This window comes from Streptomyces litmocidini, from assembly GCF_014649755.1.
GTDB classification, from domain to species: Bacteria; Actinomycetota; Actinomycetes; order Streptomycetales; family Streptomycetaceae; genus Streptomyces; species Streptomyces litmocidini.
The window spans coordinates 19327-32575 of the sequence record NZ_BMTQ01000002.1; the positions used below are offsets into that span (position 1 = coordinate 19327).

Genomic DNA, 13249 nt, shown 5'->3' on the forward strand with positions numbered 1-13249 from the left:
CGGGTCGTTAGGGTCGCTCACGTGTCGAACTTCGCCACCGGCGCCCCGCCGGACGCCGCTCCCGTCCCGTACCGGGACACCGAGGAGCCGGCCTTCCCCGCCGCCGCCGACCGGTCCCAGTGGCGCTACCGGCCCCGCCGGGCCTTCTGGCGCAGCCGGCTGGTCCGCGCGGTCGCCGTCGTGACGCTGCTCGCGCTCTGCGCCCTGGTCATCCTGGCGCTGGTCCGCGAGCAGACCGGCACGCGGGGCTTCCTCGTGGGCCTGGGCCTGGCCGTGCTTCCCGTACCGCTGCTGATGTCGGCGTTCCGATGGCTCGACCGGGTCGAGCCGAGCCCCTGGAAGAACGTGCTGTTCGCCTTCGCCTGGGGAGCCTTCGCCGCCGCGCTCGTCGCGATCCTGGCGAACTCCTTCGCGGTCCGCTGGATCGCCGCCACCACGGCCGATCCGGACTCCGCCGACACCCTCGGAGCCACCTTCGTCGCCCCGGTGGTGGAGGAGAGCGCGAAGGCCGCGGCGATCCTGCTGCTGTTCCTGTTCCGCAGACGGGACTTCGGCGGTCTCGTCGACGGGGTCGTGGTCGCCGGTTTCACCGCGACCGGCTTCGCCTTCACCGAGAACATCCTCTACCTGGGGAACGCCTTCGGCGAGGACCAGGAGTTCGGTGCCTCGGGGCTCGGTTCGGTGACCGCGGCGACCTTCTTCGTACGGGCCGTGATGTCGCCGTTCGCGCATCCGCTGTTCACCGTGCTCACCGGCATCGGTTTCGGCTTCGCCGCCCTCGCGCCGCGCGGGAAGCGGCTGCGCCGGGTGCTGCTGCCCCTGGCCGGGCTGCTGCTCGCCATGGGCCTGCACTCCACCTGGAACGGCTCGGCCACCCTCGGCGGCCCGCTGGCCTTCTACGCGGTGTACGGGGCGCTCATGGTCCCGGCCTTCGGGCTGCTGACCTGGCTGGCGGTGTGGAGCCGGCAGCGCGAGCTGCGCACGATATCCGGGGTGCTCCCGGCGTACGCGGCGGCCGGCTGGCTCGCGCCCGCCGAGCCGCTCGCGCTGTCCTCGATGCGCGCCCGGCAGGTGGCCCGCTCGTTCGCCGCCCGGACGTACGGGCCGTCGGCCGCGCGGGCGGTCGGCGAGTACGAGTCCTTCGCGACGACCCTCGCGTTCCTGCGGGACCGGGCTCGGCGCGGCACGGCGGGGCCCGACTTCCCGGCCCGGGAGCAGGAGCTGCTGCACCACCTGTGGCAGCGTCGCGAGGTCGCCTCCCCGGCCCTCACGTACGCGGCCCGGGTGACGGGCCGGGCCTGGGCGCCGCCGCAGTACCTGGACTACGACGGCTACAACCCGTACCGCAGCTAGACCGCGGAGGCCTCCGTGAGGAGGGTCATTTCGGCCTCCGTGAGGGTGAGGCCGGCGGCCGCGACGAGGGCCGGCAGCTGGTCGACCGTGCGGGCCGAGGCGATCGGCGCGGCGACGGTCGGGCGGGAGGCGAGCCAGGCGAGGGCGACCGTGGCGGGCTCCGCTCCGTGGGCCTCGGCGACCGTGTCGAGGGCGGAGAGCACGGCCCGGCCCCGCTCGGTTTCCAGGTGCTTGGCGGCGCCGGCGGAGCGGACGCTGTCGACGTCGGCGCCGGGGCGGTACTTGCCGGTGAGGAAGCCGGCCGCGAGCCCGTAGTACGGGACGGCGGAGAGTCCGGCGTGCTCGACGACCTTCAGGAGCGGGCCCTCGTAGGTGTCGCGCGAGACCAGGTTGTAGTGCGGCTGGAGGGCGACGTAGCGGGCGAGGCCCTCGGCCTCGGCGAAGTCGAGGGAGGCGCGCAGCCGCTCGGGGGAGATGTTGGAGGCGGCGACGGCGCGCACCTTGCCGTCCCTCACCAGCTGGTCGAGGGCGGTGACGATCTCCTCGACGGGGACGGACTCGTCGTCGAAGTGGGTGTAGTAGAGGTCGATGTGGTCGGTGCCGAGGCGGCGGAGCGACTCCTCTGCGGCCGCCTTGATGGTGGGGGCGGAGAGGCCCTTGAAGCGGGGGTGGGCGCCGCCCTTGGTGGCGACGACGATGTCGGAGCGGTTGCCCCGGGAGGCGAGCCAGCGGCCGATGACGGTCTCGGACTCGCCGCCCTCGTTGCCCTCGGCCCAGGCCGAGTAGACATCGGCGGAGTCGACGAAGTTGCCGCCCGCGGCGGCGTAGGCGTCGAGGACGGCGAAGGACTGCTGTTCGTCGGCGGTCCAGCCGAAGACGTTGCCGCCCAGGGCGACGGGGAAGACGTGCAGGTCGGAGGTGCCCAGTCGGCGCAGAGAGGTCATACGTGATTCAACCGTTCCCGCCGCCGGGCCTATTCCGCCGATCGTCGGGGGTTCAGAGGCTCAGGCCCTTGGAACGGAGCCAGGAGGCCGGGTCGATGCCGTCGCCACCGGCGGTGTGGACCTCCATGTGGAGGTGGGCGCCGGTGACGTTGCCGGTGGCTCCGACGCGGCCGACGGTCTCGCCGGTGGAGACGGTCTGGCCGGCGCTGACCAGCATGGACGAGAGGTGGCAGTACCAGACCTCGGTGCCGTCCTCCAGCTCCAGGACGATCCGGTAGCCGTAGGAACCGGACCAGCCGGCCGACTTGACGGTCGCGCCGTGGACCGCCTTGAGCGGGGTGCCCGTGGGGGCGGCGAAGTCGAGGCCGGTGTGGTAGCCGGAGGACCACATCGAGCCGGACTGCATGTAGGTGGCGGTGAGGGTGTACGAGGAGACCGGCAGCGAGTAGCTGGCGGCGAGCTGGGCGAGGCGCTCGGCCTCGGCCTTCGCCTTGGCCTCCGCTTCGGCCTTCGCCTTGGCTTCCGCCTCGGCCTTCGCCTTCGCCTCGGCGGCCGCCTTCTCCGCGGCGGCCTCCTTGGCCACGGCCTCCGCGGCGGCCTTCTCGGCCGCGGTCTTCTCCGCGGCGGCCTTCTCGGCGGCGTCGGCGGAGGCCTGCTGCTGCTCGGCCTGCTGGAGGATGCGGGCGCGCAGGGCCTCGCCCGCGGCGGGGGCGGCGGCCTGCTCGGTGTGCTCGTCGGCCGCGGTGGTGTAGGTGGCGGCGGTGAGCGGGTTCGGGTTGGCGCGGTCCGCGGTGACGGGCGCGCTGTGCTCCTCGGGAAGGAGGTCGCCGACGCCGGGGAGGTCGTGGGCGTCCGGCAGGCCCAGGTCGGGGAGGTCCGGCAGCGATATGGAGACCGGGGGCTTCTCCTGCGCGGTGGCGAGGCCGCCCGCGCCGACGGCCGCGATGACGCCGACGCCGAGGACGGTGGAGGAGCGGGCGAAGTTGGAGCGCTGCTTGACGACCCGGTGCCGGCCGCCGGAGCGGTTCTCGGCGCGGAGGGAGCCCTCGGTGGGGTTCCACTCGGTGTCGGAGGCGGCGGCGGGGCCCGCACCGCCACCGAACGCGTCGAAGGGGGCTTCGGGTGCGGGAGTGTTGGACGCCACGGGGGCGCGCTCCTTTCCTTCCTTCTCGCCTACCGGGTTAGCTGACGGGTTCGGAGCAGGAAGGTCTCCTACGGGCTCGACCGCGCGCGTGCGTGGTTCGCACGGGTGCGAAGGGGCCCGATTCACCCCAAGTGGTGGTTCCCCGGTTCCTTTTCAGGATTCGGCGCGTGCGCACGGTGCCGCCTCTTGCGGCGGCTGGGACGACCGCGCTGCGTTATCGAACGTTAATAGACAGGGGGTCCCGATTCCAAGCCGTTCCCCTTGATCATTCATTGAATTGAGGGCGTATCGCCCGAGTTGACCCCCCTTCAGAGAGGCGCAAGGGGGGAAGGGTGAAACCTTCGCGATCTGACGTTATGTCAATTGTTATCGCAGTGACACCTCTCGACTACGCCTGGTGACCGGGCCCGCCCGGCGGCACCACCGGCATCGTCCGGCGCCGTTCGGGCTGCCCCGTCGCCGGGCGGCTCAGCGCGAGCAGCGCCATGTCGTCCGTCGACCCGCCGCCGGTGTGGAGCCGTACGTCGCCCACGAGCGCGTCGAGCAGCTCCTCGGGTCCCGGGAAGATCCGTCCGGCGAGGCGCGCCGCCGGATCGTAGAAGACGCCCTGCGCGTTCCGCGCCTCCGAGAGGCCGTCCGTGTAGAAGAGCAGCGTCGCGCCCGGCGGGAACGGTCGCGCCTCCGCCCGGTCCGGCCACGCCGCCAGGTCGCCCATGCCGAGGGGCAGCGCCGCCTCGCCCGGCTCCAGCGTCTCGAGCCCCCCGTCCGCGTGCAGCATCAGCGGCGGCGGGTGCCCCCGGTTGACGACCCGTACGAAACCGCCGAAGGTCCCGCTCCCGTCGGCACGCGGGATCTCTGCCAGGACGGCCGTGGTGAACCCCTCGAAGGCGTCGAGGCCGTGCCGGCGGGTGCCCTCCCGGGCCAGGGCCCGTTCCAGGCGCTGCGCCACCCCCTCCAGGGTCCGCTCCTGCTCGGCCGCCTCCCGGAAGGCCCCGATGACGATGGCGACGGCCTCGACCGCGTCCATCCCCTTGCCCCGGACGTCCCCGACCACGAGCCGCACCCCGTGCGGGGTGTCCTGGACCGCGAACAGGTCGCCGCCGATGAACGCGTCGGCCTGCGCCGCCTCGTACCGCGCCGCGCACTGCAGTCCGCCGATCCGCTCGGCGGGCGTCGGCAGCACCGCCTTCTGCGCGGTCTCGGCGATGACCCGCGCCGAGGCGAGCCGCTCGCCGCTGCGGCGCACGACCCGGTTGATGAGGAGGGCGAGCACGGAGACGGTGACCACGGTCAGGGTCTCCGTGAGCGCCGGGACCTCGTCGGCCGTGCCGTTGTAGAAGTGCAGCCCCACGGAGGCGAGGACGGCGCCGATCCCGGTGAGGAGGGTGGTCAGCGTCGAGAAGAAGGGCGCGGCGATCAGCGGGGCGGCGGAGAAGAGCGGCGACGCCGTGTACGCGGGCGGGGTCGCCAGGTCGAAGACGACACCGCCCGCGATGACCAGCGGGGGCAGCGCGCGGATGAACCGCCGGGCACCGCCGTACTCGGGGCGGCCCTCGCCGTCCCGCCGTCCTCCGCCCGCCGCTCCTAGGGGGTGCCCCACCTGTGCTCTCCTGCCCGGTCCGACCCGGCCGCGGTCCGCGCCGCGCCCTCCCAGGGTGGCCGCCGCCGCCCGCGGCGGCGACTCCCACGGGGCCGAGTGGCGTACGGGGTCAGCCGGCCGCGAGCCGCCCGCCCCGGGCGAGGATCTCCATCGCCGCCGCGCAGCCCAGGCCCACCGCGCACAGCGCGAGCCACGGCGCCGCCGACCAGCCGGTGACGTCGAGGAGCGCGCCGGTCCCCAGGTTCCCGAGGGTGATCCCGATCCCGCACACCGTGTTGTAGAGCCCGTAGTGGGTGGCCACCCAGCGCCCCCGGGAGAGGGCGACGACCGTGTCCATCTCGTACGGGTAGAGCACCGCGTTCGCGACGGCCAGGACCGCCGCGCACAGCAGCAGTCCCACCGGCCCCCGGCCCAGGGCGGCCGGGGCGAGGAAGGCCCCGCCCATCAGCGCGAGCCCGAGGACGAGACACCGCTCCCGGCTGAGCCGGCGCCGGGTCCAGGCCGTGATCCGCAGCTGCCCGGCGAGCGCGACGAGCGCCGAGACGACGAACAGCGCGGTCGTCGTGCCCGTGCCGCCCGCCGCGAGCGGCAGCGCCAGATAGACCTGGAAGTAGAGCACGTACGAGCCGGTCATGGCGAGCGAGAAGAGCCAGAAGGTGCGGTGGGAGAGCACCGTGCGGAACTGCCCCCGCGCTCCCTCCTCCCCCGCAGGACCGGCGGCCTCCCCGGCAGGACCCGCGGAGGCCCGTACGGGCAGGTGCCGGAGCTGTACGACGGTCAGGCCGGCGAACAGCACCGCCGCGACCACGCACGTCAGCCGGAACGACACCCCCGTCAGGGCCACCCCGACGAGCGGTCCGAGCAGGATGCCCGCCTGGTAGTACGCGTTGAACAGCGCGAAGGCCTCCACCCGGCGCTCCTCCCCCGCCTCCGCCGCGAGACAGGCCCGCACGGCGGGGTTGAACAGGGCCCCCGCGAGACCCGTCGCGAGCGAGGCCGCGATCAGGGTCGGCAGCGACTGCGCGAAGGCGAGCGCCCCGAAGCCGACCGTCCGCAGCGCGCAGCCGGCCACGATGAGCGGCTTGAAGCCCAGCCGGTCGGCGAGCGCCCCGCCGACGAGGAACATGCCCTGCTGGGAGAGGTTCCGGGCGCCGAGGACGAGACCGACGGCCCAGGCGGCCATGCCGAGCCCGTCCGCGAGGTGCGCGGCCAGGTACGGCATGAGCATGTAGAAGCCGAGGTTGATGGTGAGCTGGTTGAGGAAGAGGAGCCGTACGGCCGGATCGAAGGTGCGCGTCTGCCTCCAGACGCCCCCGGCCTTCGCGCGCGTGGTCGCCGTCGTCGTCATCGGACACGCCCCAGGGCCCGGCGGGTCCAGCCGGTGACGGTGTCGGCGGAGACGTACGCGGCGGGGTCCTCCCGTACGGGACCGTCGAGGAGCCCGTGCGCCGCGCAGAACTCGTCGTTGAAGACGGTGTCGAAGTACCGCTGCGGCCCGTCCGGGAAGACGGCCGCGATCCGGGTCCCGCGCGGCCGCGTCCGGGCCAGCCAGCCGGCGACCAGCGCGACGGCGCCCACGCTCCAGCCGCCGGTGGCGAACTGCCGCGAGGCCAGTCGGCGGGCCGCGCGGACCGCCTCCGCCGGGCCCACCCAGTGCACCTCGTCGAAGGCCCCGTGGTCGACGTTCCCGGGGTGGATGGAGGAGCCGAGGCCGCGCATCAGCCGCTCCCCGGCCGGAAGGCCGAAGACGGTGGAGTCCACCGAGTCCACCCCGACCAGCTCCAGGGCCGGGCTGGAGCCGGCGCGCAGGGCCCGGGAGATCCCGGCCGAGTGGCCGCCGGTGCCGACCGCGCAGACCAGGACGTCGATCCGGTCGAGCTGCGCGGACAGCTCGGCGGCGAGCCCCGCGTACGCGGCGGGGTTGTCGGGGTTCCCGTACTGGTCGGGCCACCAGGCCCCGTCGAGGCTCCCGAGCAGCTCGGCGACCCGGTCCATCCGGGCCTGCTGCCAGCCGCCGTGCGGGCTGGGCTCGGGGACGACGTGGACCCGGGCCCCGTGGGCGACGAGCATCCGCTCGACGATCGGTTCGAGACCGGGGTCGGTGACGACGTGCACGGGGTGGCCGTGGAGCACGCCCGCGAGGGCGAGGCCGAGACCGAGGGTCCCGGAGGTCGACTCGACGATCGGGGCGCCGGGCCGCAGCTCCCCGCGGCGGCGGGCCTGCTCGACCATGTAGAGGGCGGCGCGGTCCTTGATGCCGCCGAAGTTGAAGCCTTCGAGCTTGGCCCAGTAGCCGTCGTCCGTCCACAGGACGGGGGTGTTGCCGACGGTCTGTCCGTCGACGGGAAGCGCCGGTGGTGCGGTCATGGGGGTGTGTCCTCGGGGGGTGTGCGGAAGGGAACCTGGTCACGCGAGTGCGGGACCCGGCTCAGTTCCGGTCCACCCCGAGGGCGAGCAGCAGCCGGCCCGGTTCGGGGCCGGGGCCCGCCCGGTACCGGACGCAGCGCGCGCGGGGATCGGTGCGGAGGTCCGCCGCGTGGGGCGGGGCCGAGGCTCCGTCGGCGTCGGGCGCGGCGAGCGGGGAGGCGGGGGCCTGCGCGGGGAGGTGGGCGTCGAAGGTCCAGGCGTCCCCGGACCGCTCGCAGCCGTGGGAGTGCGCGGGGGCGGAGACGGTGGCGGTGCCGGAGGTCGGCAGCACGTGCCCGTGGGAGCCGTGGCAGACGCTCACGAGGAGGGCGAGGAGCGCGAGCAGGACGAGCACGGCGGGCGCCCGCCGGCTCACATCGCTCACACGCTCGTCACTCATGGTGCGCGTGAGGTTACGGTGGGGCGCGACGCGGCCGCAAAGAGGCGGGCCCGGTTTCGGCCACCGTTTACTTCAGACAGGCCCGTCCCGCTCCGGACGGGTCCACCCCGCCCCGGACGGGTCCGGAGGGGTTCCCGTCCGCTCCGGACGGGCGCAGGGGTTCCCGTCCGCTCCGGACGGGTCCTCCGTCAGAGGTTCCGCTCCGCGTAGACCTCCATCGCGTCCCGGACGAGGACCGCGGTGCCCTCGCCGTGCTTGTCGTAGTTGGCGGTGAAGCGCGGGTCGTCGACGTACATCCGCCCGAGGCCGATCACGTACTCCCTGCTCGGCGTCGTGGTCGTCGACAGCCACGCGATCTGGCGCCGTGCGATCTCCTGCACCTCGTCGCTGTCGGCGGCCAGGCCGTCCCGGGCCGCTCGTCCGAAGTCGCGGGCGATGCCGGCCTGCTCCTCCACGAACGCCTTCTTCTCGGCGTCGGTGAGCGAGCGCCACCAGCGGTCGCCCTTCTCGTACGCGTCGCGGCCCCAGCGCTCGGTGACCTCCTCCTCGTACCGCGTGTGGTCGAAACCGTCGAACACCTCGTCGGCCATGAGTTCCTCTCCTCTCTCGGTCTTCCGCAGAGTGGTCCGCACCGACGCGATCTGGCGTCCGATGCGCTCGCGCTCCCGCTCCAGGAGGGCGAGATGGGTGCGCAGGGCGGCGGAGGCGTCCCGCTGCCCCGCGAGGACCTCGGCGATGGCGGGCAGCGAGAGCCCCAGCTCGCGCAGCAGCAGGATCCGCTGCAGCCGCACGAGCCCCGCCTGGTCGTAGTACCGGTAACCGTTCGCGCCGATCCGGCTCGGCTCCAGCAGTCCGCGCTCCCCGTAGTGCCGGAGGGTGCGGCTGGTGGTGCCGGCCTTCTTGGCGATCTCCTGGATCGACCACTCCATGCCGAGAACGCTAGATCTTGACGCTGCGTCAAGGTCAAGCGGAGCGTCCGGACACACGACGAAGGCCCGGATCCAGTGACTGGATCCGGGCCTTCGTCGCTACTGAGTAGCGGGGACAGGATTTGAACCTGCGACCTCTGGGTTATGAGCCCAGCGAGCTACCGAGCTGCTCCACCCCGCGTCGGTAAACACGACTCTACGGCATGACTGGGGCGATCACGAAATCGGTTTCCGTCAGCACCCGCAGTCGTCGGAGTCGACCGGCGCCGTCAGCGGGTCGGCGGCCTTCTCCGCGGGCCCCTCCCACGTCTCGTACGCGAAGCCCTCGCGCACCCAGTACTCGAAGCCGCCGAGCATCTCCTTCACCTGGAAGCCCAGCTCGGCGAGGGCCAGCGCGGCGCGCGTGGCGCCGTTGCAGCCGGGGCCCCAGCAGTACGTGACGACCGGCACGGACCGGTCGAGCAGCTGCTCGGCCTGCTCGGGGACGAGCGCGGTCGGCAGGTGGACCGCGCCGGGGACGTGGCCCTGGTCCCAGGAGGCGGTGGACCGGGAGTCGATCACCACGAAGCCCGGGTCGGTCCCCTCGGCGGCGGCGGTGGCGAGCGCGGAGGCCACGTCGGAGACGTCGGCGTGGAAGGCGAGGCTGGCGGAGAAGTAGGCGGCCGCGGCGGCGGGGGAGGCCGGCGGCGTGCGGAGTACGGGGTTGACCTGCGGAGTCGTCGTCGTCATGGTGATCAATCTACGGACGAAGATCACCGTGCTGAAGTGGGGATTCACGGCGATCGGGGGCACCGGCCGGGGAATCCCGGGCGTTCGCCACGAGACGGCGGGGATCTCACACACCGGAATCCGGAGGCCCGGTCTCCGCTGTCACATCCGCAGCATTCCATCCGTCATGACGGCATGACGGGACGCGAACGGGGAGATCGACGAGTGGACCACGAAACGGCAGTCGGCCAGGGGCTCGACAAGGACTTCCTGGCCCGGCGCTTCGACGCCGACCGCGGCCATCTGCGGGCGGTGGCCTACCGCATGCTGGGCTCGCTCAGCGAGGCCGAGGACGCCGTCCAGGAGGCCTGGTTCAAGCTCAGCCGCAGCGACGTCAGCGGGGTGGAGAACCTCAGTGGCTGGCTGACCACGGTCGTCGGCCGCGTCTGCCTGGACATGCTGCGCTCGCGCGGCTCGCGCCGCGAGGACCCGCTGGAGTACTACGTCCCCGACCCGGTCGTCCGGGTCGCCGACACCACCGACCCGGAGCACGCGGCCGAGCTCACCGAATCCGTCGGGCTCGCGCTCCTCGTCGTCCTGGACGCCCTGGGGCCGGCGGAGCGGCTCGCGTTCGTGCTGCACGACATGTTCGCCGTCTCCTTCGACGAGATCGCGAAGATCGTGGACCGCACCCCGGCGGCGACCCGCCAGCTCGCCAGCCGCGCCCGCCGCCGGGTCCAGGACGCCACCCCCGCCCCCGGCCCGGACGCACGGCGGCAGCGGGAGATCGCCGACGCCTTCATGGCCGCCGCGCACGGCGGCGACTTCGAGGGGCTGCTCGCCGTCCTCGACCCGGACGTGGTGCTGCGCGCGGACGGCGGCAGGACCCTCGCGGCCGTCTCCCGGGTCGTCCGGGGCGCCGAGGCCGTCATCGCGCAGGCCCTCACGTACGCGAAGTTCCGCACGGGCGCGCTGCGGGTCGTGGCCAACGGCCAGCCCGCCGTCCTGTCGGTCGTCGAGGGACGCCCGGGCGCGCTCATGACGTTCACGATCGTCGGGGACCGGATCGTCGAACTGCACATCCTGGCGGACCCGGAGCGCGTCGAGGCGCTCGGCTTCACGGAGGAGGACCTGGCCGGGGCGACGTACTGATCCGGCCCCCGTCCCGTACCGCCGACCGCACCGCCCGACGGGCGGTCACCTCTCCCTGGCGGCCCACCAGCTCCCGGCCGCCAGGGAGGCGCCCGCGCTCGCGACGCCGAGGAGGGCGCCCGCCGCGACGTCGCCGGGGTAGTGCACGCCGGTGTGGACCCTGGAGTAGCCCACGGTCCACGCCAGGGCCGCGAGGGGCAGCGACAGGGGCGGCAGCACCGACCCCACGGCGGTGGCGAAGGCGACCGCCGACGCGGTGTGCCCGGAGGGGAACGACGCCGAGGTCGGCATGGGGACGTGCCGGCCCACCACCACCCGGGCCGCCTCCCGGTCCGGCCGCGGCCTGCGGACCAGCCGCTTGCCCAGCAGGTTCGCCGAGGCCGAGGCCACCGCGATCGCCCCGACCCCGGCGAGCGCGGCCCGTCGCGGCCGGCCCGGGACCAGTGCGAGGGCCGCGGCGACGGTGAAGGAGATCTTGGAGTGGTTCGCCGCCGTGGAGAGCCGGCGGAGCGTGGTGTCGAGCGTGGGCGTGGAAGTGGCGGCCACCGCGGCGTACAGGGCGCCGTCGACGGCCCGGATGTCGTGCAGGACCGCCCGGAGGGTCCCGGTCGTCGTGTCGTCCGTCATGCTCCGCTCCTAGGGGGTTCGGTGGTACGGGAGTTCAAAGGGGGCGGGAGTTCGAGGGGCAAGGGGTTCAAGGGGCAAGGGGTTCAAGAGGTACGGGGAGGGCGGGGGGGCAAGGGGTCCGGGGGTACGGGGTTCAAGAGGGACGGGAGCCCCACGGGTCGCCCCGGTCCGGCTCCTCGGGGAAGGCCAGCCGGGTCAGGCGCCGCCAGTCCAGGGGCGGCGGCGGCACCGGCGACCCCGGCCGGCCGCGGGGCACGAGGACCCGCAGGGCGCGCGGACGCAGGGCGCAGACCACGGGCGTGGGCAGGGTCAGCGCCTCGCCGTCCACGGCGACGGGGATGACGGCGCCCGCGCCGGGGCCGCCCCCGACCTCCACCCTACGGGCCGTCAGGACGTTCAGGCCGGTCGCCCGGTTGCCCAGGACCGCCAGCTCCGCCGCCTGGGCGGCCCCGTCCACCCGGACGCCGATCACCCCGAGCACGCCGCCGTCGAGGCGCGTCCTGCGGGCGGCGACCGTGCCGAACGGGTCGGGCGCCGCGTACGGGTTGTTGCTGACGAGGAGCGCCTGCTGCGCGGTGAGCGGGGTGGAGTCGGCGAGCGCGTCGAGTCGGTCGCCCTCACCGCCCTGGAGCAGATCGGGCAGGGCGTCGAGGGCCGTGCCGGCCTTCGCGTCGCGGTACTCGGGGCGCTGGACCACGTCCGCGTACACCCCGAAGGAGACGGTGTTGACGAACGGCCGCCCGGCGACGTCGCCGAGGTCGACCCGGAGCTCCTCCCCGTCGGTCAGCGCGTCGAGGCAGCGGGACGGATCGGAGCGGTCCAGGCCCAGGTCCATGGCGAAGTGGTTGCGGGTGCCGGCCGAGATCACCAGGAACGGCAGGTCGTGCTCGGCGGCGACCTCGGCCACCAGCGCCTGCGTGCCGTCGCCGCCGGCCACCCCGAGCAGATCGGCGCCCTCCGCCACGGCCTTGCGCGCGAGGCCGGCGACATCGGCGGGGGCGGACGGGTCGAGCAGGATCACCCGGGCCCCGAGCGCCTCCGCCCGCTCGACGAGCCGGAACCGCTCGACCTTCCCGCCCCCGGACTTCGGGTTCATGATCAGGACGGGTCGGCGGGGCGGGACGCCGGGCTCGCCCCGCATCAGCACGTCCCGCTCGTCCTCCGGCCGGCGCAGGGCGGACCGGGCGCAGGACAGCGCCACGCCCCACAGCCCCAGGGCCACGAGGGCGTTCACCCAGACGCCCCCGACGACGTACAGATAGAGGGTCACGAGGGGCGCGGCCACCGCGAGCACCCCGCCGAGCAGCCGCAACGGCCCGCGGTGCGCGAGGAACCACCAGACGCCGACGGCCGAAGCGGCCAGCCCCACGATCCCGCTCAACAGGACCAGCGGCCCGCTGCCGAGCGCGGCCAGCAGGGCCGCGCCCGCGACCGCCATGGCGATCAGCGCCCGGCGGGCCAGCCTCTGGGCCTCCCCCGCCGGATCACCGGAACCGCTCGCCGTCACCGACCCCACCTCCGCACTCCGCGTCCACGCTTCCCCACGTTCCCCCTACCCGCCCCCGGGAAGAGCCCGTTCGGAGGAAGGATCCCCGGGGAACAGGACGACGGGAACGCGGGGAAGGTTCTCGGACCGACGAAGGTCACACGGTCGGAACCGGGTGGGTCGCCGCGTCTCCGGCGTGATGGCCGGTCAACTCACGCTCATGCCACGGTCCGGCCACCGGCCGCGTTCCTCTCGCATCGCGTCGACCTTCCGGGACGCCTTGACGAGTGAGGGGGCCGGCCGGCTCCGGCCGGCACGAGGAGGACACGGGCGACGAGGAGTTCGACATGCCGCTGGGGACGGAGCCGCCCCTCGCCCGCAGGCGGTGAGGCCGTCAGGTGCCCCCGGCCCGCCGGGATCCGCCTCCCGCCCGGACCGTCCGCTCACGCCTTGCTCGCGCACCCGCCCCGGAACGACGGAGCGCCCCACCCGGTCGGAAC

Annotated in this window: 12 protein-coding genes, 1 tRNA gene and 1 riboswitch; of the genes, 2 read left to right on the forward strand and 11 right to left on the reverse strand. The window is 74.2% G+C overall.

The annotated features are described in order from the left end of the window. The first annotated feature begins 21 nt into the window (after window positions 1–21). Window positions 22–1353: a PrsW family intramembrane metalloprotease gene (locus tag IE180_RS03315; protein ID WP_229860273.1), complete on the forward strand. Its 1332-nt coding sequence runs from the start codon at window positions 22–24 to the stop codon at window positions 1351–1353. Here the strand turns inward: IE180_RS03315 and IE180_RS03320 are convergent. The 9 genes from IE180_RS03320 to IE180_RS03360 form a co-directional block, all read right to left on the reverse strand. Further along, a complete protein-coding gene (locus IE180_RS03320) occupies window positions 1350–2297 on the reverse strand; it encodes an aldo/keto reductase (RefSeq protein ID WP_190155241.1) in 948 nt (315 codons plus the stop codon). The genes IE180_RS03315 and IE180_RS03320 overlap by 4 nt on opposite strands. 52 nt (window positions 2298–2349) lie before the next feature. Continuing rightward, window positions 2350–3441, reverse strand: coding sequence for a M23 family metallopeptidase (locus IE180_RS03325; RefSeq protein WP_190155242.1), 1092 nt, complete (start codon window positions 3439–3441; stop codon window positions 2350–2352). A gap of 11 nt (window positions 3442–3452) precedes the next feature. Continuing rightward, window positions 3453–3617, reverse strand: a riboswitch (cyclic di-AMP (ydaO/yuaA leader). Window positions 3618–3829: 212 nt separating this feature from the next. Beyond that, on the reverse strand, window positions 3830–5041 hold the full coding sequence (locus tag IE180_RS03330; protein ID WP_190155243.1) for a PP2C family protein-serine/threonine phosphatase: 1212 nt from the start codon (window positions 5039–5041) through the stop codon (window positions 3830–3832). 109 nt (window positions 5042–5150) lie between these two features. Continuing rightward, window positions 5151–6389 carry an MFS transporter gene (locus IE180_RS03335; protein ID WP_190155244.1) on the reverse strand — a complete coding sequence of 413 codons (1239 nt, stop codon included), beginning with the start codon at window positions 6387–6389 and terminating at the stop codon, window positions 5151–5153. Next, window positions 6386–7408, reverse strand: coding sequence for a PLP-dependent cysteine synthase family protein (locus tag IE180_RS03340; RefSeq protein WP_190155245.1), 1023 nt, complete (start codon window positions 7406–7408; stop codon window positions 6386–6388). Before IE180_RS03340 ends, IE180_RS03335 begins: the two co-directional genes overlap by 4 nt. Before the next feature lie 61 nt (window positions 7409–7469). Further along, on the reverse strand, window positions 7470–7847 hold the full coding sequence (locus IE180_RS03345; protein ID WP_190155246.1) for a hypothetical protein: 378 nt from the start codon (window positions 7845–7847) through the stop codon (window positions 7470–7472). 188 nt (window positions 7848–8035) lie between these two features. Beyond that, a complete protein-coding gene (locus IE180_RS03350; protein ID WP_190155247.1) occupies window positions 8036–8776 on the reverse strand; it encodes a MerR family transcriptional regulator in 741 nt (246 codons plus the stop codon). Between the two features lie 107 nt (window positions 8777–8883). Further along, window positions 8884–8957: transfer RNA gene (locus IE180_RS03355), tRNA-Met, on the reverse strand. Window positions 8958–9010: 53 nt separating this feature from the next. Then, window positions 9011–9505 carry a rhodanese-like domain-containing protein gene (locus tag IE180_RS03360; RefSeq protein WP_190155248.1) on the reverse strand — a complete coding sequence of 165 codons (495 nt, stop codon included), beginning with the start codon at window positions 9503–9505 and terminating at the stop codon, window positions 9011–9013. A gap of 174 nt (window positions 9506–9679) precedes the next feature. Between IE180_RS03360 and IE180_RS03365 the strand changes: the two genes are divergently transcribed. Further along, window positions 9680–10636 (forward strand): sigma-70 family RNA polymerase sigma factor, encoded by a 957-nt coding sequence (locus IE180_RS03365; RefSeq protein WP_190155249.1) that lies wholly within the window; start codon window positions 9680–9682, stop codon window positions 10634–10636. A gap of 45 nt (window positions 10637–10681) precedes the next feature. Here the strand turns inward: IE180_RS03365 and IE180_RS03370 are convergent, their stop codons facing one another. Continuing rightward, window positions 10682–11263 carry a phosphatase PAP2 family protein gene (locus IE180_RS03370; RefSeq protein WP_229860274.1) on the reverse strand — a complete coding sequence of 194 codons (582 nt, stop codon included), beginning with the start codon at window positions 11261–11263 and terminating at the stop codon, window positions 10682–10684. Window positions 11264–11396: 133 nt separating this feature from the next. Further along, entirely contained in the window at window positions 11397–12701 is a 1305-nt protein-coding gene (locus IE180_RS03375; RefSeq protein ID WP_190155783.1) for a diacylglycerol kinase family protein, read from the reverse strand. Between the last annotated feature and the right edge of the window lie 548 nt (window positions 12702–13249).

Excerpts from the sequence above, each read along its gene's own strand:
- IE180_RS03320 (WP_190155241.1), bottom strand. The coding sequence starts at position 2,297 with ATGACCTCTCTGCGCCGACTGGGCACCTCCGACCTGCACGTCTTCCCC.
- IE180_RS03335 (WP_190155244.1), bottom strand. The coding sequence starts at position 6,389 with ATGACGACGACGGCGACCACGCGCGCGAAGGCCGGGGGCGTCTGGAGG.
- IE180_RS03340 (WP_190155245.1), bottom strand. The coding sequence starts at position 7,408 with ATGACCGCACCACCGGCGCTTCCCGTCGACGGACAGACCGTCGGCAAC.
- IE180_RS03345 (WP_190155246.1), bottom strand. The coding sequence starts at position 7,847 with ATGAGTGACGAGCGTGTGAGCGATGTGAGCCGGCGGGCGCCCGCCGTG.
- IE180_RS03350 (WP_190155247.1), bottom strand. The coding sequence starts at position 8,776 with ATGGAGTGGTCGATCCAGGAGATCGCCAAGAAGGCCGGCACCACCAGC.
- IE180_RS03360 (WP_190155248.1), bottom strand. The coding sequence starts at position 9,505 with ATGACGACGACGACTCCGCAGGTCAACCCCGTACTCCGCACGCCGCCG.
- IE180_RS03365 (WP_190155249.1), top strand. The coding sequence starts at position 9,680 with ATGACGGGACGCGAACGGGGAGATCGACGAGTGGACCACGAAACGGCA.
- IE180_RS03370 (WP_229860274.1), bottom strand. The coding sequence starts at position 11,263 with ATGACGGACGACACGACGACCGGGACCCTCCGGGCGGTCCTGCACGAC.
- IE180_RS03375 (WP_190155783.1), bottom strand. The coding sequence starts at position 12,701 with ATGGCGGTCGCGGGCGCGGCCCTGCTGGCCGCGCTCGGCAGCGGGCCG.